Origin of the sequence: Vibrio sp. B1-2, from assembly GCF_963888445.1 — a bacterium.
In the GTDB taxonomy this organism is placed as follows: Bacteria; Pseudomonadota; Gammaproteobacteria; order Enterobacterales; family Vibrionaceae; genus Vibrio; species Vibrio anguillarum.
This window is the reverse complement of sequence record NZ_CAWPJH010000044.1, coordinates 1-26,351: the sequence shown is the minus strand read 5'-3', so window position 1 is coordinate 26,351 and position 26,351 is coordinate 1. Positions and strand designations below refer to the sequence as shown.

Sequence of the window (26,351 nt, the reverse complement as noted above, 5' to 3'; positions counted from 1 at the left end):
GGCGCTCTTTTGCTATTGCCCAGTAGGAAGCGTACGTTTTTCAAAATAGCGCACAATCTCCTCGATCAATATTTTGATACGTGACGGTTGGTGATCACGATTAGGATAGAGCAGATGCAAGTCCGATCCTGTGGCCAAATCGTGTGAACTAAAACTTTGCCGATAATCTTCCAAGAGAAGAACGAGTTTCCCAGCATTGAGGTCGGGTTGAATATCGAGTTGTGATTTGAGTGCAATACCTGCGCCTTCGAGTGCCCACTGGCGAATCACTTCGCCATCATTAGACAAACGTGATGGTTTGATCAGAATATCTTGAACGGCATCTCCTTTAAGAAAAGACCAACGCGTTAATGATTCACTTTTGCGTAGCATACCCAAGCAAGCATGCTGTTTGAGATCCTCTGGGTGCGTCGGTTGACCATGACACGCTAAATATGCGGGTGAGGCACAAAGAACGCGGCGACTTGTTGCTAATTTTCTGGAAACCAATTGACTATCTTTGAGTGTGCCGTAACGCAATACCAAATCAAGTTTTGTTTCATATATCCCTAACACACTGTCACTAAAGGTAATCTGAGGCACAATTTTAGGATGTCTTGCTAAGAGGGAGTCGAGCAGTGGCAGCAAATGTTGTCGCCCGAGATCTTTGGGTGCTGAAATTTTTATATTGCCTTCCAAGTGTGTTTTCTCGGCAAATAGCGAAGACTCGACTTCAGTGATGTTGGCTAAGGTTTGTAAACATAATGGATAGAAACGTTCGCCGGCTTCCGTCAATGCAATTTTACGTGTGGTTCTTTGCAGCAATTTCACGCCATAGTGGCGTTCAAGCTCTGCAGTTTTAGTGTGACTGAAGCGGCGGACATATTGATGGCTTTTGCGGCGGCCGCCAACCCTTGTTGCTCAACAATGGCAACAAAGACCTCCATGTTCAATAATTTGTTCATTAAGATTCTATATCGCAGTTATTGTTAAGTAATCCTAAATACTCTTTTTAATTATAGCTAGATTATTTAGTGATTCTTTTGTTATAGCCTATGGATAACAACCCAATACAGAGCGATTGAATGATGAGTAGCTTATTTTCCCCGACACAAATCGGTCCACTTTCTTTGAATAACCGGCTGGTAATGGCTCCGATGACGCGGGATCGGACAAGTCAACCGGGTAATGTTCCCAACGACATCATGGCGCAATATTATGCTCAGCGAGCGAGTGCTGGTCTGATTATTACTGAAGCAACACAAATATCAGACGATAGCCAAGGATACTCATTTACTCCTGGCATATACACGCCAGAACAAATTGTGGCTTGGCAGCAGGTCACTCAAGCCGTGCATGACCGCGGAGGAAAAATAGTGAATCAGCTATGGCATGTAGGGCGAGTATCGCATCCTGTTTTTCAACAAGGTCAAAAGCCGATGGCTCCCTCAGCTATTGCTCCAGTCGATACCAAAGTCTGGATTGCACAGCCGGGGAGTGCCGGTGAGATGATGGAATGCGTTGAACCAAGAGCAATGACATTGCAAGAGATTAACCAAGTGGTACGCGATTTTGCTAATGCTGCACACAATGCGATTGCGGCTGGCTTTGATGGCGTCGAAATTCATGGTGGTAATGGCTATTTGATCGATCAGTTTTTGCGAACCAATTCGAATCATCGCACTGATCAATATGGTGGTAGCAGAGAAAACCGCTTACGTTTTCTTATGGAAGTTGTGAGTGCAATCATTGATAAGGTTGGCGCTGACAAAGTTGGAGTTCGCTTGGCGCCTTACATCACATTTAAAGATATGAACTGCCCAGATATCGTCCCAACGATTTTACAAGCGGCGGAGCAATTACAGAAACTCGGTATTGCGTATCTGCATTTGTCAGAAGCTGATTGGGATGATGCTCCACAAATCCCTGAAGATTTTCGCCGACATTTACGTGAGCTGTTCACCAATACCATTATTGTTGCAGGCCGATATGACGTTGAGCGAGCAAACCAAATCTTGGAAAATGGCTACGCTGACTTAGTCGCATTTGGGCGTCCCTTTATTGCGAATCCAGACTTAGTCGAGCGTTTGAAAATGAACCGTACATTATCGGCATTTGATCCAAGTTGCTTATTTGGTGGAGGTACTAAGGGATATACAGATTATCCAAACCATTCCTAAATCGACATAGCCAGCAGTCGTTTGTTTTATGATTCTGCTGGCTTTTTTACAACTGGTTGGCCGTTATAAAACAATGAGCCATTAACGCGCGCCAAAATGATACGCTAAAAGTAATAAGGCCACAGAATAAACATCCATGTGAATGCTGAAAATATCAACGCGATCAGTACGGCAGCTGAACCGATGTCTTTGGCGCGGCCACTGAGTTCGTGCCATTCGCTACCGACGCGGTCAACCACGGCTTCCACAGCGGAATTCATCAACTCCACAATCACAACTAAGACTAAGCAACCAATCATCATGATTTGCTCAATTTTAGTGACAGGCAAAAAGAAAGTAATGGTAATCAACAAAATTGAAGTGACAGTTTCTTGTCGAATAGCGGCTTCGTTTAGCCACGCGGCTTTCAGCCCTTGTATTGAATAACCTGTGGCATAAAACAGACGCTTTATTCCCGTACGACCTGGTTTCATAAATTGAACAACCTAATAATGAATAATTATGACAATGACAATGAGCATGAGTGAATTAGGTGTAGACGTAAAATAGCCTTCGCCCTGCACCCTCATGTTAAAAAAGAGAATCAATGACGTCAGTTCACAGATTCTCTTAAGTGGCCGAATTTTAAACGCCCACCACGGGTAGTACAAGAGTAAAGCAAGCACCTCCGAACACACTTTTAGCCACCGATACTTGGCCGTTGTGGCGTAAAACGATCTGTTTGACGATGGCCAAGCCTAATCCGAAGCCTGATTGTCGCTCTCCACGTGAGAGATCCGCGCTGTAAAAAGCATCAAAAATGAATGGCCAGTGCTGCGGGTCAATCCCTTCTCCATCATCATGGATATCAATTTGCACTGCTTGACCTGCGTTGATCACGGAGGTTTCAACGGCTATTTTGCTTTTGGCGTATTTCTGAGCATTACCCAATAAATTATCCAGAGCTCTTTTGAGAAGGTATGGATCGACCTGTAAGGTGGCGACTTGTGCTAATGGTAGCAACTGGATCTCGACTACGCTGTTGCTACGCCATTTACCTAGTATCGGTTCGAGCCAGTAATTGAGCTGAATTGTCTGCATATTGAGTTCGTTTTCTGGCCTTTCAACTTTCGCGTAGTAAAGAAGCTCATCGACCATCGTTTCCATCTCTTCGGTATCTTCGATGATACTGGCGACTTTCGCCGCTTGTTTTGGTGTCAGAGATTCATCGGCCAACATTTCTGCTTGCCATTGGATCCGAAAGATAGGGGTGCGTAACTCATGAGCCACGGCATTACTCAGCGCTTTATTGCTGAGCACTAAAGCGGAAATTTTGCTCGCCATGTAGTTAAAGCTTTTGTTTAAAGAGCCGACTTTATCGCCGCTTTTGATGGAGGCGCGAGCGGTTAGATCACCAGCGGCAAAGGCTAAGGTCACTTTTTCCAATTCACGCACTCGCCGACTGATGAACCAGATCAGCAACACACAGTACAGTGCAAAGCCGACGACAAGCAGCAAAAGTGAGAGATTATCTGCGAAGAAAATGGCTTGCCTCAGTGGTGATTCTTCATCGGGTTTAAAGCTGTAAATTGGTGAGGTGGACGTAAGGCGCAACCATAAAAAACGATCATCATCGTAGTAGGTGTAGGCATTGGGGGCGGTAGTAAAGAAAAACGCTCGCACATCTGAGGGTAAGGTCTTTTCAGTATGCGTCTCTATCAGTTGTCGTGTTTTATCGGCATATTCTTTTAGGACATTGAAGGTGCTGGCTTCACCTTCATGCTGATAAATACGAGTGACCAAGTCATGAAATGCTTCAGCTTGATAATCTTCAAGTACGTAATCGTAGTCAGTACCAAGCTGGTAAACGACCAGTTCAATGGTAATGAGTGTCGCTAAAAAAAAGAGCAATAAACCAACAAAAGATTCAACGTAGATACGACGCATACAGGTTTCTTCTAAAATACGTGGTCATTACCACGTGTCTGGTACAAAAAGGTATCCTTTCCCTCGGACCGTAATAATGCGTTTCGGTGTGGAAGAATCATCACCGAGTTTTTTACGCAAAATGACAATCTTGTTATCGACGGTTCTATCAAGCCCATCGTATTCAATCCCGCGTAACGCTTTGGTTAATACATCCCGTGATAGGACTTGATCTGGTGTTGATGCCAGTAGCCACAGCAAGTCGAATTCGCTGTCGGTCATCGCTACGGCCTCACCATTCATTTCACACAGATGTCGAGATTGATTGAGAGACAAGGCCCCAAACTCAAGCACGGTTTTCGCGGTTTGAATTGGTTCGTTGTCGACTCTGCGCAATAGCATACGCATTCTTGCAAGCAAGACGCGTGGTTTAATCGGCTTTGTCACAAAATCATCGGCACCAATTTCCAGTGCTGCAACGTGATCAAAATCGTCATCACTGGCGGTTAGCATCAATATCTTACCGTTGTACATAGGACGGATCTGTCTACAAATTGTCAGCCCATCTTCACCGGGTAGCATTAAATCCAGTAACACGATATCTGGTTGTTGCTCTAAAATGACCGCGCTCGCTTTGGCACCTTCAGCAAGGGCAATGACGCTAATATCTTGACTTTCAAAGTATTCTGTTAACATTTCTCTGAGTTTTAGATCATCTTCAACGATGATTAAAGAGTGTCTATCCGTCATGGAGACTCCTAGATAGGTACGATGAACGACATGACAATCGCTGACATTGGAAAAATTTGAAGTGCATAGTAAAGCAAAGACCCAGCATTTTCGCTAGGTCTTTGTATGGTTGGATGAGTTTCTATTGATACAATTTCTTGTTATTCAACTGCTTTGGTTGGTGAAGAGCGAAGTTTGTTCGCCAGCATCACCACAAGTGGGCTAGTCAACATCACAACTGCAAGCACGGTAAACACGAAAGTGATCGGACGTTCCCACAAGAAGCTTAACTCCCCATCGCTGATCATCAACGCGCGGCGAAGGTTCTCTTCCATTAATCCACCCAAAATAAAGCCAAGCAGCAGTGGTGCCAGCGGGAAGTTGGCTAACCGTAGAGCAATCGCCCCCATCGCGACGATCAACATTACGTAAACATCCATAGTGTTAAACGAAACCAAATAAACACCGGTGATTGAGAAGAACAAAATCATCGGCAGCAATACGGTTCTCGGTACCGCCAATAGCCTTGAAATATAAGGAATAAGCGGCAAGTTAAGGATGATAAGTACAATATTACCGAGATACATTGAGATGATGACAGACCAAAAGACATCAGGGTGATCAACAAATAAACGAGGGCCAGGTTGAATGCCGTAAGAGAGCAGGGCTCCAAGCATGATCGCTGTGGTGCCAGAGCCGGGAATGCCGAGTGTCAACAGCGGAACAAAAGATCCGCTAGAGGCGGCGTTATTGGCTGACTCTGGTGCAACAAGCCCACGCAAAGACCCTTTACCGAACTCTTCTTTTTTATCTTTGGGCGCTAAGCTGCGCTCCATACCATAACTCAAAAATGCGGCGATGGTTGCGCCAGCGCCGGGCAACACGCCAGTGAAAAAACCTAAAATGGAAGCACGAATTGAAACGGGAGCCGCTTCTTTAAATTCTGCCTTGGTGATTTTCATACTGCCCAAGTTGCTGATTTTATTCTGTTCATCTGTACGCGTGTCGTTTTCTGGTTTTAAAATACCCATTAATGTCTCGCCTAAAGCGAATGTCGCCATCGCCAGCAAGAGGAAGCTAAAACCGTCCATTAAATCAGTTAAGCCAAAGGTAAAACGTTCCACACCTACGCCTTTATCAATACCAACGGTAGAGAGCATCAAGCCAAGAACAACCATCATCCATGCTTTAAGGACTTGTCCTTTTCCAGCAAAGGCGGCGACCGCCGATAGACCGAGTAGCATCAACGCAAAATAGTCAGAGGATTGAAAACTCAGTGACACGCTGGCCAGTGCAGGCGCTGCGACCAAGAGCATAATCGCTGACAAGGTTCCGCCTGTAAAAGAGGCGTAAGCGGCGATGGCTAACGCTTTACCAGCTTGGCCTTTTTGCGCCATGGGGTAGCCATCAAACGCGGTGACCACGGTTGCCGAGCATCCGGGAGCATTAATCAAAATGGAGGAAGTGGAGCCGCCAAAAATAGCGCCGTAATAAACGCCGGCCATTAAAATCAAACCTGAAGATGGCTCAAGGCCATAGGTGATCGGGATCATCAACGCGATGGCCGAAATCGGGCCAAGCCCGGGTAACATGCCGATAAAAGTACCGACGAAACAGCCCACAATCACCATGAAGATGTTCATTGGCATCATGGCGGTAGAAAGCCCTTGTAAAATTCCATCTAACATAATCAGTTCCTACCAGAGTGTGAAAATAACGCCGGGCTCAAGGTAAATGTCCAAACCTTGAGTAAGCAGCAGATAAAACGCGATGACAAAGGGAAAAGAAGCACCAAATAACACTGATTTGCGTCTTTCACCCAAAATATAAAAACCAGCGAGTAGAAAGAAACTGGTGGCCAGTACGAAGCCTAAATAGGTTAGGCCAAGTCCGTACAGCGCCATCAACACTAAAAAACCAATCAACAATTTCCAGTTGAAGTGCAATACCGCGCCGCTTTGTTTATCGGGCTGCCCTAACACCAGCATCAACAAAGAGAGGCCAATTCCAGCGTAAGTCAGCAGAGTCGGCAAGGTTTGGGCGTTAAACGGTTCATATTCATCACCGGGAAACATCGGTATTTGAGTCGTTTGATAGCCGTAGCAAAGGCTAAGAACAAGGAAGATCAACGCGCCAACGCGATCGCGGCACAGTAAATATTCTTTGCTGAAAAATTTGGTTGGCAGATCCGACATATCCAACTCCATGGTAAAAATAGGGGAGAAAAGAGCCGTGTAGCAGCGAGTTAATGAATTGATTAACTAAGGGCAAAGGGATAGGTGTATGGAGGTTTTCCTATTCATATTTGCCTGATAAACAAAGGAGTATTAAGCATAACTGCACACGGCAAAAGTGTTGCTAGCGGGGACAAGGCAAGGAACTGTCCCCTTAGCGACCTTACTTCAGGAAACCGAGCTCACGCATCAGATCACCCATCTCTTTCTCTTGGGCTTCTAAGAAGGCGTAAAACTCTTTATCCGCTTGATAGTTATCGATCCAACCATTACGGTCGCGGACGATTTTCCATTCATCGGTGGTGTACATTTTCGCTAATGCTGCGTTCCACTGATCAATCTTCTCTTGGCTGATCCCAGGGGCAGCGAAGAAGCCGCGCCAGTTAGCAAAGACGGTTGGGTTGCCATAGTCAGTTAATGTTGGAATATTCGGGGCAGATTCCAAACGTTTAGGGGCGGTGATCGCCAAAATTTTCACTTGGCCAGACTTGGACATTTCAAGCACTTCACCTAAGCCTGTTGAAAGCAGTTGTGTTTCACCAGAAAGTAGTGCCGCCATGGCTTTGCCACCCGCGTCATAGGCGATGTAGCGAACTTCTTTTGGATCCAACCCTTGCCCTTTGAAAGCGGCTGCGGCGACTAAGTGATCCATACTGCCACGAGCAGAACCGCCAGCGACTTTCACTTTACGCGGGTTGTCTTTGAAATCGGCAACCGCATCTTCCCACGTTTTGTATTTTGAATCGCCCGCAGCAACGATAGCGCCATAATCAGAAACGGTGGCGGCAATCGGTGTTAAATCGCGGAAGGATTGTGGAAAAACACCGGATAAAGAACGAACAACAATCGGTGTAGAGTTGACCATCAAGGTATCTTCTTGGCGGTCTGCGGTTTCAATTAGGTGTGCAATCGCTTTACCACCACCACCACCGGATAAGTTTTGGTAAGACACATTGCCGACAATGTCGGTTTTCATCAGTACATCACCTGTACCACGAGCCGTCATGTCCCAACCACCACCCGCGCCACCGGGTACTAAAATGTGAAGTTTCTCAATATCAGCGGCGAAGCTGCTAATAGAAAAGGTTGCAGCCAGAATGGATGCAGTGAGGGTTGGTTTGAACTGCTTAAACATATTCACGTTCCTTATGTAGGGCGCATCTTCATCTTTACCTTGGAGCGTTTGTGATTGAATGCTACAGGCGGAGATAGGGTGCTTATCATTGTTATCATGACTGCATCAATGATCCAATGCAGATACGTTAAGTTAATAACCTGTTACAGGTTTGTCTCTAATGCGTAGATAAAAACAATATAGGGCATAAAAACGTTTTTGTTCATAAAGTTCACGGCGTTATTTTGCTGCGTTGTGTGACGAGTCTTCGTTAGCGTCTTGTCTCACTATCTACGAGCAGCAATCGGGTGTTATTCATTGCAAATTGCGCAGCTGAGGCGTCATTACCTTGTTGAAGTAAGGTCGTGATACTGGGCAGCAGCAAGAAAAAGATCAAAGGTTCGGGATATTGGGCTTGCCATTGATGGCGCTCATCTAACACATGCCCTTCGAAGTAGACGGTGAGTACCACACTGTCCGATGAAAAGTGCGATCCATGGAACCGCCCTAAAGTATGCGTCGAGCCCCATATTGAACTCAGTGGTCGCTCCGATGTGCTTTTAAGATAGAGATCAACCGCTACACTTTGCGATTGAGAACCTTGCGGTTGAGAATGTCGATGAACCGTTAAACGCTCACCCGAATACTTGCCTTGCTGGAAAGGCAAATAACCTAAGTTGTTCGGTGTTACACGGCCATCGTTTGCACACATTTGAACCGAATCGGGCATTTGCTGGCTGCTGTACAATTCACAAGCAAATTGAGCAACAAGTTGCTGTACTGCGCTTTGCAATAAGCGAGCATCAAATGAGTGTTCTTGCTCAAGGTGTAAATTTAATTCAGGAAAAACAATAGGTAACTGGCTTGTTAGCGCGTTGAGGTCATTGATCGTAACCGATTGATTCTGCTCTATTGCCGTGCGAATAATATTTGGGTTGTCTGCCAATGAAAGATCATCTTCAGAATAGATCGCCTCACTCAGTAGTGGGTAGCTGCGCGGATTTTTCGGTTTACTGTTGTAAGCAATGCATCCAGATAAGAGCAACGAGCAGGCGAGAGCGTAACCAAAAGGAGAGTGCGTGATTCTCTTGCAAAGATTCATAAGTGACGGCCGTGTCATCGGTAATGGGTTGCACTGCTTATTCTATCTGCGAAATCGACACTTTTCTCTTTTCAAGCTCACAGAGTTTTATCTTCTTCTGGTTCAAATTTAATCATTAAGTTTCTTATACATTAGTCTAATGTGTCGACAATTTTATTGATTATCGATGGTTTTATGGTCTATTTTAACAATAAGTTTTAATAATTGTTAACACATATAAGTGTGTGAGTGCTTTGCGTCTCAGCATGAATCCAACCTGTGAGCGATAACAAGATGAATAGTGCACTAACACTAAACAGTACTGATACAAAATCACACGCTGTTGAACGAGAAAAAGAGAACACCAAATCGGAAAACCTTACGGAGTATCTGATTGAGGCGATTGTTGAAGGGCGTATAGCACCGGGCAGCAAGATTTCAGAACCCGAACTCGCCAAACGTTTTCAAGTCAGCCGTGGGCCACTGCGTGAAGCGATAATGCGTGTGGAAGGCTTGGGGTTGATCGAACGTGTTTCACATGTGGGCGCGCGAGTCATTGAGTTGTCACCCGGTAAGTTGGTAGAGCTTTATGCAGTACGCGAAGCGTTAGAGGGTATGGCGGCAAGGTTAGCGGCGCGCAACATTTCGTCCTCTGAATTACAAGGGCTAGAGGCATTATTGTCGACACATTCGAATCATATTGAGCAAGTCGAAGGGGCTTCCTATTTCCATCAACACGGTGATTTTGACTTTCATTACCGCATCATCAAAGCCAGCCGTAATCATAAATTAGTGACTTTATTGTGTGATGAGCTCTATCACTTACTGCGCATGTATCGTTATCAATCACCACGCTCACATTCACGTCCGAAGGAGGCGTTGGATGAGCACAAATACATTCTACAAGCGATCAAAAACGGCGATGAAGAACTGGCTGAGATGTTGATGCGACGCCATATTTCGGGCAGTCGAATCTTGATTGAACAGCAGATAGTAAAAGAGTAAGCCACAGGGCGGCGGGTAGAAAATAATCATGCCTGCAATGAAGCAAACCAAGAACCACGCATAGAGCGGCCTTGAATAAGGGCGATAACCAAGCGACTGATTAGGAGAATCTCATGAGCTTAAGTCAGGGGGCGAAATTTAGACTCGCAGTTCAACAAAATGATCCGCTGCAGATTGTCGGCACGATCAACCCTTATTGCGCAATGATGGCCAAACGTTTAGGCCACCAAGCCATTTATCTGTCGGGTGGTGGCATCGCTAACGCTTCGTATGGTTTGCCCGATTTAGGTATCACCACATTAAATGACGTGCTGGTGGATGTTGAGCGCATCACCAATGCGTGTGATTTGCCTTTGTTGGTGGATATTGATACCGGTTTTGGCGGCGCATTTAGCATTGCTCGCACTATCAAAGCGATGGAGAAAGCGGGCGCTGCTGCCGTGCATATGGAAGATCAAGTTGCGCAGAAACGCTGCGGGCACCGCCCTAATAAAGCGATCGTCAGCCAGCAAGAGATGGTTGATCGCGTAAAAGCCGCGGTAGATGCACGAGTGAACCCAGAGTTTGTGATCATGGCGCGCACCGATGCGTTAGCGGTAGAAGGCATTGATAGCGCCATTGAACGTGCCATTGCTTGCGTGCAGGCCGGAGCCGATATGATTTTCCCCGAAGCGATGACCACTCTTGAGCAGTACGATCGTTTCTCCACCGCGCTAAGCGCAGCTTGTGGTAAGTCAGTGCCGATTTTAGCCAACATTACTGAGTTTGGTCAGACGCCGCTCTACCAATGTACCGAGCTCGCTCAATCGAAAGTGGATATGGTGCTTTATCCATTGAGTGCGTTTCGTGCGATGAATAAAGCGGCTGAGAATGTCTATCGCCATTTATTAGAGCAGGGCAACCAACAAGCTTTGCTCGATAGCATGCAAACCCGTAGCGAGCTGTATGACTATCTCAATTACCACGATTACGAAGATAAGCTCGACGAGCTTTTTTCATCAAAGGAATAATAAAAACAAAGGAAAAGGAGTTCAACATGTCAAACGCACCACTGGGCGGCGCAGGTCTGCGCGGTCAAAGCGCGGGAGTCACCGCTTTATGTACTGTCGGAAAAACTGGGACGGGTTTAACTTATCGAGGTTATGACATCACCGATCTTGCCAACCATGCACAGTTTGAAGAGGTCGCTCATCTGTTATTGATTGGCCATTTACCTAATCAAAGTGAACTTGACCAGTACAAAACCCGCTTAATGGGATTACGAGGTTTACCGCAGCCGTTAAAAGCCGCGCTAGAGCTGCTACCAGCCAGTACACATCCAATGGACGTAATGCGCACCGGCTGTTCAGTTTTAGGCAACCTTGAAACCGAGCACAGTTTTGCTGAGCAGTTGAGTGCGACCGAACGGATGTTGGCACTTTTCCCCGCTATTATCTGTTATTGGTATCGTTTCAGCCACCAAGGCATCCGGATTGACACTGAAGATCAAAGCGAAGCATGTATTGGTGGCTACTTCTTAAAAATGCTGACAGGAAAAGCACCGAGCGAGCTGCATAAGCAGGTGATGCATTGCTCATTGATTCTGTACGCAGAGCACGAGTTTAATGCATCAACGTTTGCCGCGCGCGTCTGTGCTTCTACGCTGTCAGATATTCACTCTTGCGTAACCGGGGCGATTGGCACACTGCGTGGCCCGTTGCATGGTGGAGCCAATGAAGCGGCGATGGCGATGATCGAACGCTGGCAAACACCGGACGAAGCTGAGGCCAATATTCTGCAAATGTTGGCTAATAAAGACAAAATAATGGGTTTTGGTCATGCTATTTATCGTGAAAGTGACCCGCGTAACGCATTGATCAAACGTTGGTCAAAAGCGTTATCTGAAGCGGTGGGTGATACGCATTTGTACGCGGTATCAGAACGTGTTGAAGCGGTGATGAAACGTGAGAAAGGCCTATTTTGTAATGCGGATTTCTTCCACGCTTCGGCCTACCATTTTATGGGTATTCCTACGCCATTATTTACCCCTATTTTTGTGATGAGTCGATTAACCGGCTGGGCCGCTCATGTGTTTGAGCAGCGCGCTAATAACCGAATTATTCGCCCAAGTGCCGATTATGACGGTCCTGAACATCAAGAGTGGATACCAATAGAGCAGCGTTAATGGGATGAAATCAAGCCATGCTCCTTTGGTGTATGGTTTGATGGCAGGTAAAACCTAGCTCGCTAGACGATGTTTTGAATTAGACAATGTTTCGAATAGACAGTTTTATGGGTGGAATTGATGAGTCATCAAACGATCAACAGCCAATACAAAAAAGTATTACCAGCGACCGCGCTGGAGTATTTTGATGCACGACAAGCGGTCAATGATATCCAAGCCGGAGCGTATGATCGGCTGCCTTATACCTCACGAATACTGGCGGAAAACTTAGTCCGCCGCTGTGAGCCGCACACATTGGTTGATTCGCTGAAACAGCTGATTGAGCGTAAGCGCGATCTCGACTTCCCGTGGTATCCGGCGCGTGTGGTGTGCCACGACATTTTAGGACAAACCGCTTTAGTGGACTTGGCGGGGTTAAGAGACGCGATCGCTCAGCAAGGCGGTGATCCATCCAAAGTAAACCCTGTGGTGGAAACGCAACTGATTGTCGATCACTCACTCGCGGTTGAACATGCTGGCTTCGAAGCTGACGCGTTTGAAAAAAACCGTGCGATTGAAGATCGCCGCAATGAAGATCGCTTTCACTTCATCGAATGGTGCAAAACCGCCTTTGAAAATGTCAGCGTTATTCCGGCGGGTAATGGCATCATGCACCAGATTAACTTAGAAAAAATGTCGCCCGTCATCCAAGTGAAAAACGGCTTAGCATTTCCAGATACTTGTGTCGGTACTGACAGCCATACTCCTCATGTCGATTCATTAGGCGTGCTGGCGATTGGCGTCGGTGGGTTAGAAGCCGAAACAGTGATGTTAGGTCGGCCTTCGATGATGCGTCTGCCCGATATTTTCGGCGTTAAACTAACCGGCCAACGCCAAGCGGGGATCACCGCGACCGACATTGTGCTTGCCATTACGGAGTTCTTGCGAAATCAGCGCGTGGTGTCTTGTTATCTGGAGTTTTTCGGAGAAGGCGCTCGCGCATTGACGATTGGCGATCGCGCAACGCTTTCCAATATGACACCTGAATATGGTGCAACCGCAGGCATGTTCTATATTGATGAGCAAACCATCAACTATCTCAAACTCACGGGTCGAGACGCACAGCAAGTAGCCTTGGTTGAACAGTACGCTAAGCAAACCGGCTTATGGGCCGATGATTTGATTGAAGCGCAATACGAACGGGTGCTGGAGTTTGATCTCTCAAGTGTACAGCGCAATTTAGCCGGGCCTTCGAATCCTCATCGCCGTTTGCCGACAAGCGAACTGACCGAGCGCGGTATTGCGGGGGCGTGGCAAACCAAAGAAGGCGAATTACCTGATGGCGCAGTGATCATCGCCGCCATTACTTCGTGCACCAATACCAGTAATCCGCGCAATGTCGTGGCCGCCGCGTTGCTGGCGAAAAAGGCCAATCAATTGGGTTTGGTTCGCAAACCTTGGGTCAAAACCTCTTTTGCACCGGGCTCAAAAGTAGCCAAACTTTATTTAGAGGAAGCCGGTCTGCTGCCTGAGCTAGAACAGCTCGGTTTTGGCATCGTCGCTTATGCATGCACTACCTGTAATGGCATGAGTGGCGCGCTTGATCCTAGGATTGAGCAGCAAATCATTGAACGCGATCTCTATACGACGGCTGTGCTATCAGGTAACCGAAACTTTGATGGCCGCATCCATCCCTATGCGAAGCAGGCTTTTCTTGCCTCTCCGCCATTGGTGGTGGCGTATGCACTTGCGGGTACGATTCGTTTTGATATTGAAAAAGACGCGTTGGGAATAGATTCGCAAGGCAAGCCGATTTACCTCAATGACTTATGGCCAACCGATGAAGAGATCGATGATGTGGTGGCGCGCCATGTTAAGCCCGAACAGTTCAAACAAATCTACATTCAGATGTTTAAATTAGATGAGCACATGGCCAAACAAAAGCCACTTTATGATTGGCGCCCCATGAGCACTTATATCCGTCGCCCGCCTTATTGGGAAGGTGCGTTAGCGGGTGAACGTCGGTTGTCAGCCATGCGACCTTTGGCTATTTTAGGTGACAACATCACTACGGATCATTTATCGCCATCGAACGCAATTTTAGCGACCAGTGCCGCTGGGGAATATTTGCTCAAAATGGGCGTTCCGGAGCAAGATTTTAACTCCTATGCCACGCATCGTGGTGACCATCTGACCGCGCAACGCGCCACTTTTGCTAACCCCAAACTGTTCAATGAGATGGTGCAAGAGGAGGGTAAAGTAAAGCAAGGTTCGTTAGCGCGTATTGAACCTGAAGGCTTGGTTACCCGCATGTGGGAAGTGATAGAGACTTATATGGATCGTAAGCAGCCATTGATCATTATTGCTGGGGCCGATTATGGGCAAGGTTCGTCACGTGATTGGGCGGCGAAAGGTGTACGTTTGGCGGGAGTTGAAGCCATTGTTGCCGAGGGGTTTGAACGGATCCATCGCACGAATTTAGTCGGGATGGGTGTTCTACCACTGCAATTTAAAACGGGAACAGACCGCCACACACTGCAACTCGATGGTACTGAGCTTTATGATGTGGTGGGAGATATTAAGCCAGGCGTCGACTTAAGCTTGGTGATCACTCGTACGCAAGGCGCAAATAAGGGCGAACAGCAGAAGGTTACGGTGACTTGTCGTTTAGACACGGCTGATGAAGTCAGTGTGTATCAGGCTGGTGGCGTATTGCAGCGTTTTGCGCAAGATTTTCTGGCTCAATGACGCTAAGGATAAAGGAGTATCACGTGAGTAACTCATTAAAAATTCCGGCGATGTATATGCGAGGCGGCACCAGTAAGGGCGTGTTTTTTCGGCTTGAAGATTTACCCAAAGAGGCTCAGCAAGCGGGAGAGGCGCGAGATCAACTGCTGTTGCGTGTCATTGGTAGCCCCGATCCTTATGGCAAACAAATTGATGGCATGGGCGGCGCAAGTTCTAGCACCAGCAAAGCCGTGATTCTCTCCAAAAGTGAGCAAGCCGATCACGATGTCGATTATCTATTCGGCCAAGTTTCGATAGACAAAGCGTTCGTAGATTGGAGCGGCAACTGCGGTAACCTTTCTGCGGCAGTAGGGCCATTTGCGATTCACAGCGGTTTTATTGACCCAGAACGGATCCCTAATAACGGTGTAGTGACGGTTCGCGTTTGGCAAGCCAACATTGGCAAAACCATTCTTATTCATGTGCCAATTGAGCAGGGTGAAGTGCAAGAGTGTGGTGATTTCGAACTTGATGGGGTGACTTTTTCCGCCGCCGAAATTGCGGTTGATTTTCTCGATCCTGCCGATGATAGCGGTGTGATGTTCCCAACCGGAAATGTGCTTGACCAACTGCAAATCCCCGGCATGGGAACCTTGAATGCAACGCTCATTAATGCGGGCATTCCGACGATTTTTATCGATGCACACGACATCGGTTATCAAGGTACTGAACTTCAAAAGGCGATCAACAATGATGATCATGCCTTGGCGATGTTTGAAGCGATTCGCGCTTATGGCGCTGTGAAAATGGGTTTGATTGAGCATATTGAACAAGCCCAACTGCGCCAACATACGCCTAAAGTAGCGTTTGTGGCAAAAGCGCAATCCTATTTGTCATCCAGTGGTAAAGCGGTATCGGCGAACGATGTCGATATTGTGGTGCGTGCGCTGTCTATGGGAAAACTGCATCATGCGATGATGGGAACGGCCGCCGTGGCCATCGCTTCAGCGGCCAGTGTCCCGGGAACGTTAGTGAATATGTTGGCGGGCGGTGGAGCAAAAGAATCGGTCACCTTTGGTCATCCATCCGGTACGCTGAAAGTGGGCGCTAAAGCCGTTTTACGAGAGGGTCATTGGGGAATAGAGAAAGCCAGTATGAGCCGCAGCGCGCGGGTGTTAATGGAAGGTTGGGTGCGAGTCCATCGTTAAGCCTCAAATCATGTTAAGGGAAATGTTATGTCGGCATATTTAAAGGAATATCAATGGGCTCAATCTGAACCTGAATCATTTTGGCAGGCTCAAGCTCGGCAGATTGAGTGGTTTGAGTTTCCCCAAACTATCTTACAAAAAGATGAGCATGGCATTGAACGCTGGTTTACCGATGGTGTACTCAATACCTGTTGGTTGGCGCTAGATTTCCATTGTGAACAGGGGCGAGGTGAGCAAACCGCGCTGATTTATGATTCCCCAGTGACCGGAAGAAAGCGTCAATACAGCTATACACAATTACGAGATCAGGTAGCGAAAGTGGCGGGAATGCTGGCAATGCAAGGTGTTGCTAAAGGCGATCGGGTGATCATTTATATGCCAATGATTCCGGAAGCAGTGATGGCGATGCTCGCTTGTGCACGGCTTGGCGCGATTCACTCTGTCGTTTTTGGCGGTTTTGCACCCAATGAATTAGCGGTGCGTATTGAAGATGCTGAACCGAAAGTGATCATGACGGCATCTTGCGGTATCGAAATCAATAAGATTTTACCCTACAAACCCTTAGTTGACCGTGCCATTTTAGACAGCAAATGGAAGCCGGAAAAAGTGGTGGTGTTACAACGCTCGGAGCATGTGGCTGACTTAAACAATGAGCGAGATCTAGAGTGGAATCGAGCCGTTAAAGAAGCGCCGCCACATGATTGTGTGCCGGTTTTGGCGACCGATCCGCTTTATATTCTTTACACATCAGGTACAACAGGCAAACCCAAAGGGGTGGTGCGCGACAACGGTGGTCATGCGGTCGCGATGAAGTACTCCATGTCAACCATCTATAATATGCCTCAACAAGGTGTTTTTTGGGCTGCGTCGGACGTGGGGTGGGTAGTTGGTCACTCTTACATTGTTTATGCGCCGTTGATTCACGGTTGCACCACTATTTTGTATGAAGGTAAACCGGTGCGCACACCCGATCCGGCTGCATTTTGGCGAGTGTGCCAAGAGTATAAGGTGGACGTACTTTTTTCTGCGCCTACCGCCTTTCGCGCCATCAAAAAAGAAGATCCCAATGGCGATCTACTCAAACATTATGATTTATCCACTTTAACCACTATTTTTATGGCCGGAGAGCGTCTTGACCCGCCGACACTTGAATGGGTAGAGCAGCACACTCAAAAGCCAGTAGTTGACCATTGGTGGCAAACCGAAACCGGTTGGGCGATTGCTGGTAATCCGATAGGACTTGAGTCGATGCCAATTAAAGCGGGGTCAGCAACGAAACCGATTCCTGGCTATCAGGTTGAGATTCTCAATGAGCTAGGTGAAGTGATGCCCGCCAATCAACAAGGGTTTGTGGCGTTGAAACGCCCCTTACCACCAAGTTGTTTAGCGACGGTATGGCGTGATCACGAACGATTTGAGTCCGGTTACCTTGCTCAATTTGACGGTTACTATGTTTCTGGTGATGGTGGCTATTTGGATGAAGAAGGTTATCTCTTCATCATGGGGCGAATTGATGATGTGATAAACGTTGCAGGCCATCGTTTATCTACGGGGGAGATGGAAGAAATCGTCGGTGCTCATCCTGCGGTTGCCGAATGTGCTGTAGTCGGAGTGTATGACGAGCTGAAAGGGCAGTTGCCGTTAGGTTTGGTGGTGCTTAAAGATGGCGTTAAGGTGGATGAGCGCGAGTTGGAACAAGAACTTGTTAACAAAGTGCGCAGTGAAATTGGTGCGGTAGCGTGCTTTAAGCATGCGTTAATTGTTGATCGTTTACCCAAAACGCGCTCTGGTAAAATTCTGCGTCGCGTCATTCGACAAATTGCCGATGGCGAAGAGTATGCTGTCCCTTCAACAATTGATGACCCAATGAGCTTGAGTGAGTTAGAAAAAGCGCTCCATCACTAGCGGCTACCCTATAGTTGACGATTAATTGAGGCGCCTCAGATGAATGAGGCGTTTTTATTGCCAATTTGCAATCCGCATTTTATTTGTTTCTCTTAGTTCATCTGTCTTAGTTCTAAGACGAGATTAGCGCTCAATCGACCAAAAACACTACGCATGAAGATATATTTTTTAATCACTATCTTATAGAATCACGGCCAAAGCTTTATTCATTCAGAGCGCGAAATATGTCGTTAGTTATCATAACTCCTGCTTGTGATCGTGATTTACCGCAACTGAATCAGTTGATGTATGACCTTCATCATGAGCATCACCTTGCTTGCCCTGAGCATTTCAAAACAGCAGAAGAGATTGAACAAGAAAAAAGTATTGCTCGTTATTTAGATGATCCGGAATGTTTGGTTTACGTTGCCAAAATAGACAGTCAAATTGTGGGATTTATATCGGGTCACTTTTGCGAGTTAATTTCAAGCGTGAGCAAAGCGGTACCAATGGGCAGTATTGATGAGCTTTACGTTGAGCCACAATATCGTCAGCAGCATATCGCACAGCAGCTGTTTCAAAAAATGGAACAGACATTAAAAGAGTACGGTATTACCCAAGTATTTGTCGAAGTGTGGGATTTTAACCAAGGAGCGCAATCTTTTTATCAACGTTCTGGTTTTTCATCGCATATACATTGGTTAAGAAAGTCAATCGATAGCAAGTAATTCGATAATAATAATCATGGATTTTTAATGTGTTAAAACAGTTTTCATTGTTGAGTGTCTGTTTGCTGTCGTTGTTCTGGTCAAGTGTTGGTGTCGCTCAACAACCCGTAACGCTACCAGATAATATTCGTGGTGCTCTATGCCTAGTTAAAGCCGATCATAAGATCGTGCTCGTTAACGAGGTGATCACCAAGCAGATTTCATTGCCAGGAGGGACGATATCTCCCGGTGAATCTCCAGAATTGGCCGCGCAAAGAGAAACATGGGAAGAAACGGGCCTTGTTGTAACGGTAGGGCGCATGTTGGGGTATACGGATACGGCTGTCGTTTACAGCTGTCGCAGTGATTCCGATGTGATTGCTTTTGAGTCAAAAAATAGCCGTAATGGACATGAGTTGCCTATTTGGTTTGCTCCTCATTATGGTGTCGAGGTTGCTAGCGCAATGCTGATCGATCCGTATCGTATTGATGCAAGTCAGTATCGTTACCCTGAGCAATGGGATCGGATCAAAACCATGTATCAAGAAGCAGATAGTCAACCCGTGATTTATGTAGAGAATCTGGTTTCTGCTGCGCCTCGGTTTCACCAAATCGAATTAGGCTGGATGATGAAATTGCAGAATACGGTCGCGGAATGGCCATATACGCTGAGTTCGTCGATTTATCAAATCGCAGTATGGATCACCAAACTGACGGATCCTTTATTGCTGATAGTTTTGTTTCCAGTGATTGCCTGTTATCTGGGTAAAGAGTCTGTTTATAAGATATTTTTTGTGGTTACCGTGAGTTCATTATTGTCATTGGTGGCTCAGCAAGGATTTGCATTACCAAGACCTCATGCCTATATACCACTGTTGGAACTTTGCCAAAGTTACGGGTACGGTTTTCCAAGTTTACCGATTGCAGTTTGGTTTGGTGTAGGGATATCACTATTGCGAGCTTTTGATCATCTCGATTTCAACCGAATGTTTGTGGGTTTTATCGTGTTGATGGGGCTATTAATGTTGGCCAAATTCTATATTGGGGAAGCCTTCATCAGCGATATGGTGATAGGTGGATTGTTGGGCGCTCTGGTCGCGTGGCATATTGTTCGTTTAGATGAACAATCTTATACCGACGTCAGAACACTGCTGGGTTCGCGTGGGGTATGGTGGGGTTTAACGATCACGGTTGCACTGCTGGCTATGATCTGGCCCTTGCCTAGTTTCACCGCTTGGTTAGCCATTTTGCTGACGGCATCGGCTTTAGTTATGACAAAGAGCACTGAACCACTACACATCACTCTTCAACGAATGTGGCTGCTGATCATTTTGTTATTAGCACTCAATCAAGTGGTATTATTTGGTGCCACGCTCGTTTCATACAGCAGTATTTTCTCTTTAATGGTTGAGACGCTCCGCTTGCCACTACTCATGCTCATCTTTGCATGGTTCATGCGAAAATGCCGTGCTTAACTTGGTTGTTTAGTCAACATCCCGATTAAAGACGCCTCGACTGAGGCGTCTTTAATGCCTATTCGTGAGACTCACCGAGTACAAATTTTTCTATAGCAACTGCCACACCATCGTCGTCGTTACTGAGTGTAATATAGTCCGCTAGCTGCTTAGTTTGTTCCATCGCATTTGCCATTGCAATTCCAAGTCCTGCGTATTGCAGCATGTGATGATCATTTTCAGCATCTCCCATACAAATAATGTGTTTAGCCTCGATCCCCAAGTGCTCGGCAATCGCTTTGACACCGACGCCTTTATTACTTTGTGTGTTTAAGAATTCAAGAAAGAATGGTGCACTTTGTACAATAGTAAACTGCTGATAGAGCTCCGGAGGAAGTTGTTCAATGGCTTTCTGTAGCAAGCTCGGCTCTGCCACAATCATTGCTTTGATGATGGGATGATCATCTTCAAGCTGTTCAAAATCCATTTCCGTGATCGGCAGTCCGTTGATTCTTGCTTCAAGCTCGGTATATTCACTGATTTTAGGCGTGATCAGACCATGAACTTGGCTAAAGGCGTGCGTATTCACGTTAAGTTGGTTAGCAAGGTTAGCGACTAATTTTGCAGAGCGGCCATCGATAATTTTGTGATGAATAATTTCACCACTGCCAATGTTTTGAACCATTGAGCCGTTGTAGTAAAGGACAAAATCCTCATTTGAGTTTAAATGCAGTTCTTGCAACTTATCGCGCATGCCATCAATGGGACGTCCAGACGCCAGCACCACTTTTACGCCTTTTTCACGAGCTTTGGCTATAGCCTGTTTTGTTCTGGCTGTGATCTGTTTTTGGCTATTGAGAAGAGTACCGTCCATATCTAAAGCGATGAGTTTATACATGACTTACCTAAATTAAGTGAAGAAGAAAGCCAGCAGCTTATGCAAGTTGAGATATGATCGCCACTGATTTAGTCAAATTTTTACGCACGTGATGGGTTTAGTTTGACCTAAGGCAAGGCATCTATTAAGGTCAGCGACCTGCATTTTTTGATATTGAGTTAGGCTGAGTTTACGTTGTACAAAATTAATGAAATGTTTGAGACCATTCAAGGTGAAGGCGTGCATACCGGCGTTCCTGCGGTTTTTATTCGTTTGCAAGAATGCCCAGTGGGATGCGCTTGGTGCGATACAAAGCAGACGTGGGATGCAACGCCGCAAGATGAACGCCCAATCAATGACGTGCTAGCCAAAACCCAAGATAGCCCAACTTGGTGCTCAGTCAGTGCAGAAGAGATAGTGTCGCTCTATAAAACACAGGGTTATCATGCTAAACATATTGTAATTACGGGCGGTGAACCATGTATTTATGATCTGCGTCCACTTGCGCAAGCATTTGAGGCAATCGGATGTCACATTCAAATTGAAACCAGCGGCACATTCCCGGTTCAAACCTCGGCAAATACATGGGTGACAGTGTCACCAAAAATTGCAATGAAGGGCAAACTGCCTGTACTCGATTCAGCTCTGTTAAGAGCAAATGAGATCAAGCACCCCGTCGCAACGGCTAAAGATATTGAACAGCTAGATGCGTTATTGCTGCGAGCGCAAGTTCCTGATTCAACAGTGATTGCTTTACAGCCTATTAGTCAGAAAGAGCGGGCAACCCAATTGTGCATTGAAACATGCATTGTGAGGAACTGGCGTTTATCGATTCAAACGCATAAATATTTAAGTATTGCCTGAGGAGAGAAAAATGAAAAAAGCCGTTGTGGTATTTAGTGGTGGCCAAGATTCAACAACCTGTTTGGTTCAGGCATTAAAAGAGTTTGATGAAGTGCACGCTATCACCTTTGATTATGGCCAACGCCATAAACTCGAGATTGAGGTTGCCAGCACCTTAGCGAAAAAGTTAGGTGTAGTTGCACATAAAGTCATGGATGTAAGCTTACTCAATGAGTTGGCGATCAGTTCACTCACTCGTGACGATATTCCAGTATCACACGAGTTACAAGAGAATGGGTTACCGAACTCGTTTGTGCCGGGGCGTAACATTCTGTTTTTGACCCTTGCGGGTATTTATGCGTATCAAATAGGTGCAGATGAGGTGATTACTGGTGTTTGTGAAACAGACTTTTCTGGCTATCCGGATTGCCGAAATGATTTTGTTAAAGTGATGAACAGTGCTTTGGTGCAAGGGATGGATCGCCCATTCAACATTCATACTCCTTTAATGTGGCTAAACAAAGCAGAAACTTGGGCATTGGCGGATCAACATGATGCTCTCGAACTCATAAGACACGAAACACTGACTTGTTATAACGGTATTATTGGTGATGGTTGTGGCGATTGCCCATCATGTGAGCTACGTAAAGCGGGTTTAAACGATTATTTAGTAAACAAAGCGTTGGTGATGAATGCGCTTCACCAAAAGCAATCTGTAACTTTATGATGTATCTAATAATCAACGTATAGATCAAGTGAAATTTAAACGGGTGTTCTAGTGTTTGCGAATGGAATAGCGTGCAAATAGAACACCCATTATTTAGCTCAAGGTACTAAATAGTTCAAGGTACTAAAGATACATTTTGGCCAAATCTGCAGGTTCTACTTCTTTACCTTCTAAGCTTGCATTCCAGTTGGTGCCAATTAATACACCATCTTCATCAAGGGTAATCAACCAATCTTCTACGAAAATATCGAGAGGGATTTCTAACACTTCGAAGTCAGACCACTCTTCAACGTTGTGAGTTTGTGCATCTTCTTTGGTTGACCAAAAGGGCATAACTTCACTACTTTCAAATTCTGTCGAGTCGCATGCCAGCCAACCATCTTCATTTTTTAAGCCCCATACTAGTTGGGTCTCTTTTGTTTGTTCAATAAACAATTCTAAGTTTGCTTGAAGGTCAGCAGTTAATTTGCTCATTATCTTTATCTCATAAGGTGATGACGCGCAAGGATAGCATTTTGTTCTAGTAAACTCATTACAATTTTAGACAGAAAAAAGGGGCGAAAACGCCCCAATCCTCGATAAATATCGATTTCAACGCTCGCGTTTGGTGAAAATGGTCCACTCTTCTTTCACCGAACCTTTGTGGCCGACGACAGTGGCGACAACTTTTCTATTCATCGCATGGCTAATATCATCATCACCATTTTCTGTCAGTTCAGTATCACCAAAACCAACAATACGGACACGAGTATGGCTAATGCCGTAACTAACAAGCGCCTTCTCGACATTATAAGCTCGGTTTTTCGATAACTCTAAGTTATAACCTGGATTCCCAACCTTACTGGCATAACCTTGTAATTCAATCGAAGCTGAAGGGTATTGCTTGAGAAAATTGGCCATTGACCGTATTTGACTTAGAAACACAGGGTTGACTATTGCTGAATCATTCGCAAACAGAATTCTAAGCTGGAGTTGCTCTTCGGTTTTAATGAAAGTGCCACAACCATCATTATCGATCTCTGACTTCAATGGTGTTTCGGGGCACAAATCTCTGGCATTAATCACGCCGTCAAAATCATCGTCACGTAAATCGTCTATTTGATCAGCGAGTGGCATATCAATATATGGATAATCATCTCTAGCAGATGAAGCCGTCGAGGTGATAAAGAGTAAGCTCGCTATCATTGGCCATAAGTATTTCAACATGTTAGTACTCCACCGCATCATGCCACTCTTTGGGTGTATCCACTCTCAACGAACTCAACAATGACCCAGTTGCATTCATAACACGGTATTTTGCATACTGTTCATCGTATTTGGCATCGAGATAACCTTTTCTTGCTTCGAAAAGCTCATTTTCAGTATTCAACACATCCAATAGTGTTCGCTTGCCGAGCTTATATTGTTTTTCATAAGCAATAACCGTATCTGAAGCAGAATCAACATGATCGGCTAAAAATTCTTTCTGTTGTAATGTCAAATCGAGAGCGCTCCAAGATAAACGCAACCCCTCTTCAACACTACGATAAGTCCGATCTCTTAAATCTTTCGCTTTGTTCATTTGGTAGGCAGCACTGTCGGTGCGCGCAGAATCTGAACCACCATTGTACAGGTTGTAACGCATCCTAATCATGGCCGAGAATTCATCGCTGTTACCTTCTATCCCACCGGCATCATCACGCCATGTTTGTGCAGCTTCGAAAGATAACGTTGGGTAATTTGTTCCCTGAGTTTGTTTATATTGAAACTTTGCGGAATCAACATCGGCTTGCGCTACTTTGATGACCGGGTGATCTTGGTAGGCTTTTTCTAAAGCGTCATCAACGGTAAAAGGCAAAGCAGAATGGTCTGCTTTAGGGAAAATTAAATCTTGAGGAGGTTGACCTACCAACCGTTTAAACTGGGTATGTATATCAAACAGATTATTCTGTGCAGCTAAAAGATTGCCATGGGCTTTAGCTAAACGAGCTTCAACCTGAGAAAGATCAGCTGTTGAACCAATGCCTGATTCCACACGCTTTTGTATATCACGATATATTTTCTTATGTACTGAGAGGTTGCTTTCAGAAAGTGTCAGTATTTCAAACGCTTTCGTTGCATCGAGATACACCTTAGTGACCTCTAATGCGATATCTTGAGCGTCAGCTAAGAGTTGGAAACGAACCGATTCGGCATCAGCCGAAGTACGATCAATATCGTTTAAAGTCGAAGAACCATCCCAAATCAGTTGGGTTAAGGTAATGGTGGCTTCTTTACGAGTAAGTTCATTTTCAGTACCAGAGGCTAAATCTACCGCTTCGTAGCCAATACCAGCATCGAGATCGATCCTTGGAAGGTAAGCACCAGAAGAGGCTTCGCTATTATAGCGCTTACTCACATATTCGTTATATGCACTTTTAATATTTGGATTGGTTGCAAGCGTTATTGACACCGCTTGCTCAAGAGTCTGGCTATATACAGAGATCGGGAAGCTGAGTGCGATGGCGTAGCTCAACGTTTTCATGTTCATCCAATTCACTTGGGCACTCCTCTAGGGACTTCTACTTCTTTTAAGCCGCAATAGTACGGCATTAGCTGTTGCATTATCGAGACGCTTGATGGAAAAACGCAACAAAATAACATTAAATTCTCATCAGTAAACAGCAACATATTCATTACATTCGTGATTTTAGCAAAGAATCATACACCAAATCATCAATTAACATTTATTAAACATTGTTGATTGTTTTTATAATAAAGTACATCTTTAGTGTGATATTGATTCAAACTATAAATGTGTGACTTAAGTCTCCACCTACGTCACATAAGAAAGTGTAAAAATGGTTTTTCCTTTGTATTACAGGTGTTAAATGCTAATTTATTACCATTAGAAATGACAAATTACGTAGCAAAGATGTAGGAATGTAAACAGTCGCATCGTTGTGAATTCGGAAGTTATTAGAGGCATTATATGGAACTTGGTTCTTTTTCTTTAGGTACAACATTAACTTTCGGTCAGATGATCGTTGTGGATGCAAATGGCAATGTACGGGTGCTTCAGCCAGGAGAAAAAACCTTGCCTGGTGAAATAATCATTAGTGCCAGTAACGCCTCCCAAAACGATGTAGGCAATAATAATGATGTACAAATATCAAAAGTTAACGCCGATGGTCGCAACGTAGACATAACTAATGACATCAATGAAATTTTCGCAGCATTAGAGCAAGGCCAAGACCCAACACAGCTAGGCGAAGATCTTGCAACTGCAGCGGGTGAATCGAACGGTTCAAGCCCGACGGGCTCAGTCAGCATCGCTCGCGACGCTTCGGAAACCATAGCCGCAACAGAATTCTCCACGTCAGCACTCACCGCGCTAGGCCTATCTGAAACACAAAGTTTAACGCTATTAGAAGGCTATTCTCAAAGTGTTTTAGGGTCAATTGTGACGGGCACCAACGATGCGGCGACGATAGAAGGCGACACTGAGGTCGTGGCCTCTGAAACCGATGCGGCGTTGAGCTTGACCGGCACCTTGACCGCGACGGACGTGGACAACGCAGACAACACCTTCACAG

The 26,351-nt window shown here is 45.6% G+C and carries 25 protein-coding genes; 12 read left to right on the top strand and 13 right to left on the bottom strand.

All coding sequences use genetic code 11. The annotated features are described in order from the left end of the window. Positions 1-12: 12 nt before the first annotated feature. Both AACQ75_RS16785 and AACQ75_RS16780 read right to left on the bottom strand, forming a co-directional pair. A complete protein-coding gene (locus AACQ75_RS16785; protein ID WP_249339376.1) occupies positions 13-804 on the bottom strand; it encodes a substrate binding domain-containing protein in 792 nt (263 codons plus the stop codon). Positions 805-806: 2 nt separating this feature from the next. Beyond that, positions 807-944: a helix-turn-helix domain-containing protein gene (locus tag AACQ75_RS16780; RefSeq protein WP_249339375.1), complete on the bottom strand. Its 138-nt coding sequence runs from the start codon at positions 942-944 to the stop codon at positions 807-809. 123 nt (positions 945-1,067) lie between these two features. On the opposite strand from AACQ75_RS16780, the gene AACQ75_RS16775 reads away from it, so the two are divergent. After that, positions 1,068-2,159: an alkene reductase gene (locus AACQ75_RS16775; RefSeq protein ID WP_170889146.1), complete on the top strand. Its 1,092-nt coding sequence runs from the start codon at positions 1,068-1,070 to the stop codon at positions 2,157-2,159. A 104-nt stretch (positions 2,160-2,263) separates the two neighbouring features. Here the strand turns inward: AACQ75_RS16775 and AACQ75_RS16770 are convergent, their stop codons facing one another. From AACQ75_RS16770 to AACQ75_RS16740, 7 genes are all read right to left on the bottom strand, one after another. After that, complete coding sequence (locus tag AACQ75_RS16770; protein ID WP_017046154.1) at positions 2,264-2,632, bottom strand: diacylglycerol kinase; 369 nt, start codon at positions 2,630-2,632, stop codon at positions 2,264-2,266. Between the two features lie 151 nt (positions 2,633-2,783). Beyond that, on the bottom strand, positions 2,784-4,085 hold the full coding sequence (locus tag AACQ75_RS16765; RefSeq protein WP_170889105.1) for an ATP-binding protein: 1,302 nt from the start codon (positions 4,083-4,085) through the stop codon (positions 2,784-2,786). A 27-nt stretch (positions 4,086-4,112) separates the two neighbouring features. Continuing rightward, positions 4,113-4,814, bottom strand: a complete 702-nt coding sequence (locus tag AACQ75_RS16760) for a response regulator (RefSeq protein ID WP_013856957.1) — start codon at positions 4,812-4,814, stop codon at positions 4,113-4,115. 140 nt (positions 4,815-4,954) lie between these two features. Continuing rightward, positions 4,955-6,481, bottom strand: coding sequence for a tripartite tricarboxylate transporter permease (locus AACQ75_RS16755; protein WP_017046152.1), 1,527 nt, complete (start codon positions 6,479-6,481; stop codon positions 4,955-4,957). Positions 6,482-6,490: 9 nt separating this feature from the next. Then, the gene (locus AACQ75_RS16750) at positions 6,491-6,988 is read right to left on the bottom strand and encodes a tripartite tricarboxylate transporter TctB family protein (protein ID WP_010318351.1); all 498 of its coding nucleotides are present in this window, start codon (positions 6,986-6,988) and stop codon (positions 6,491-6,493) included. Positions 6,989-7,190: 202 nt separating this feature from the next. Continuing rightward, the gene (locus AACQ75_RS16745; protein WP_017047673.1) at positions 7,191-8,162 is read right to left on the bottom strand and encodes a tripartite tricarboxylate transporter substrate binding protein; all 972 of its coding nucleotides are present in this window, start codon (positions 8,160-8,162) and stop codon (positions 7,191-7,193) included. A 250-nt stretch (positions 8,163-8,412) separates the two neighbouring features. After that, a complete protein-coding gene (locus AACQ75_RS16740; RefSeq protein WP_170889104.1) occupies positions 8,413-9,243 on the bottom strand; it encodes a hypothetical protein in 831 nt (276 codons plus the stop codon). A gap of 273 nt (positions 9,244-9,516) precedes the next feature. Here AACQ75_RS16740 and AACQ75_RS16735 point away from each other — a divergent pair, with 273 nt between their 5' ends. The 8 genes from AACQ75_RS16735 to AACQ75_RS16700 all read left to right on the top strand — a co-directional run bounded on the left by AACQ75_RS16735 (position 9,517) and on the right by AACQ75_RS16700 (position 20,371). Further along, positions 9,517-10,227, top strand: coding sequence for a GntR family transcriptional regulator (locus AACQ75_RS16735; RefSeq protein ID WP_094126991.1), 711 nt, complete (start codon positions 9,517-9,519; stop codon positions 10,225-10,227). 113 nt (positions 10,228-10,340) lie between these two features. After that, a complete protein-coding gene (gene prpB / locus AACQ75_RS16730; protein ID WP_010320281.1) occupies positions 10,341-11,237 on the top strand; it encodes a methylisocitrate lyase in 897 nt (298 codons plus the stop codon). Between the two features lie 26 nt (positions 11,238-11,263). Beyond that, entirely contained in the window at positions 11,264-12,391 is a 1,128-nt protein-coding gene (gene prpC / locus AACQ75_RS16725) for a bifunctional 2-methylcitrate synthase/citrate synthase (protein ID WP_013856951.1), read from the top strand. A gap of 120 nt (positions 12,392-12,511) precedes the next feature. After that, positions 12,512-15,118, top strand: a complete 2,607-nt coding sequence (gene acnD, locus AACQ75_RS16720; protein ID WP_170889103.1) for a Fe/S-dependent 2-methylisocitrate dehydratase AcnD — start codon at positions 12,512-12,514, stop codon at positions 15,116-15,118. Beyond that, positions 15,115-16,305 (top strand): 2-methylaconitate cis-trans isomerase PrpF, encoded by a 1,191-nt coding sequence (gene prpF / locus AACQ75_RS16715; RefSeq protein WP_170889102.1) that lies wholly within the window; start codon positions 15,115-15,117, stop codon positions 16,303-16,305. Before acnD ends, prpF begins: the two co-directional genes overlap by 4 nt. Positions 16,306-16,332: 27 nt before the next feature. Next, the gene (locus tag AACQ75_RS16710) at positions 16,333-18,210 is read left to right on the top strand and encodes a propionyl-CoA synthetase (RefSeq protein WP_170889101.1); all 1,878 of its coding nucleotides are present in this window, start codon (positions 16,333-16,335) and stop codon (positions 18,208-18,210) included. A 224-nt stretch (positions 18,211-18,434) separates the two neighbouring features. Beyond that, on the top strand, positions 18,435-18,917 hold the full coding sequence (locus AACQ75_RS16705; RefSeq protein ID WP_017046144.1) for a GNAT family N-acetyltransferase: 483 nt from the start codon (positions 18,435-18,437) through the stop codon (positions 18,915-18,917). A 29-nt stretch (positions 18,918-18,946) separates the two neighbouring features. Beyond that, complete coding sequence (locus tag AACQ75_RS16700) at positions 18,947-20,371, top strand: bifunctional NUDIX hydrolase/phosphatase PAP2 family protein (RefSeq protein ID WP_094150344.1); 1,425 nt, start codon at positions 18,947-18,949, stop codon at positions 20,369-20,371. A 58-nt stretch (positions 20,372-20,429) separates the two neighbouring features. Here the strand turns inward: AACQ75_RS16700 and yidA are convergent, their stop codons facing one another. Continuing rightward, positions 20,430-21,248, bottom strand: a complete 819-nt coding sequence (gene yidA, locus AACQ75_RS16695; RefSeq protein WP_017046142.1) for a sugar-phosphatase — start codon at positions 21,246-21,248, stop codon at positions 20,430-20,432. 174 nt (positions 21,249-21,422) lie between these two features. On the opposite strand from yidA, the gene queE reads away from it, so the two are divergent. Beyond that, a complete protein-coding gene (queE, locus tag AACQ75_RS16690; RefSeq protein WP_170889100.1) occupies positions 21,423-22,091 on the top strand; it encodes a 7-carboxy-7-deazaguanine synthase QueE in 669 nt (222 codons plus the stop codon). A gap of 10 nt (positions 22,092-22,101) precedes the next feature. Further along, positions 22,102-22,797, top strand: a complete 696-nt coding sequence (gene queC / locus AACQ75_RS16685; RefSeq protein ID WP_170889099.1) for a 7-cyano-7-deazaguanine synthase QueC — start codon at positions 22,102-22,104, stop codon at positions 22,795-22,797. Between the two features lie 123 nt (positions 22,798-22,920). On the opposite strand, the gene AACQ75_RS16680 is transcribed toward queC, so the two are convergent. The 3 genes from AACQ75_RS16680 to AACQ75_RS16670 form a co-directional block, all read right to left on the bottom strand. Then, positions 22,921-23,271 carry a DUF2750 domain-containing protein gene (locus tag AACQ75_RS16680; protein ID WP_013856942.1) on the bottom strand — a complete coding sequence of 117 codons (351 nt, stop codon included), beginning with the start codon at positions 23,269-23,271 and terminating at the stop codon, positions 22,921-22,923. A gap of 117 nt (positions 23,272-23,388) precedes the next feature. Then, entirely contained in the window at positions 23,389-24,024 is a 636-nt protein-coding gene (locus AACQ75_RS16675; protein ID WP_017042438.1) for an OmpA family protein, read from the bottom strand. Next, a complete protein-coding gene (locus AACQ75_RS16670) occupies positions 24,005-25,315 on the bottom strand; it encodes a TolC family outer membrane protein (protein ID WP_094165612.1) in 1,311 nt (436 codons plus the stop codon). The genes AACQ75_RS16675 and AACQ75_RS16670 overlap by 20 nt, the downstream gene beginning before the upstream one ends. Before the next feature lie 432 nt (positions 25,316-25,747). On the opposite strand from AACQ75_RS16670, the gene AACQ75_RS16665 reads away from it, so the two are divergent. Continuing rightward, positions 25,748-26,351 (top strand): retention module-containing protein (locus tag AACQ75_RS16665; RefSeq protein ID WP_170889098.1); only part of this gene is annotated, 604 nt, incomplete at its 3' end.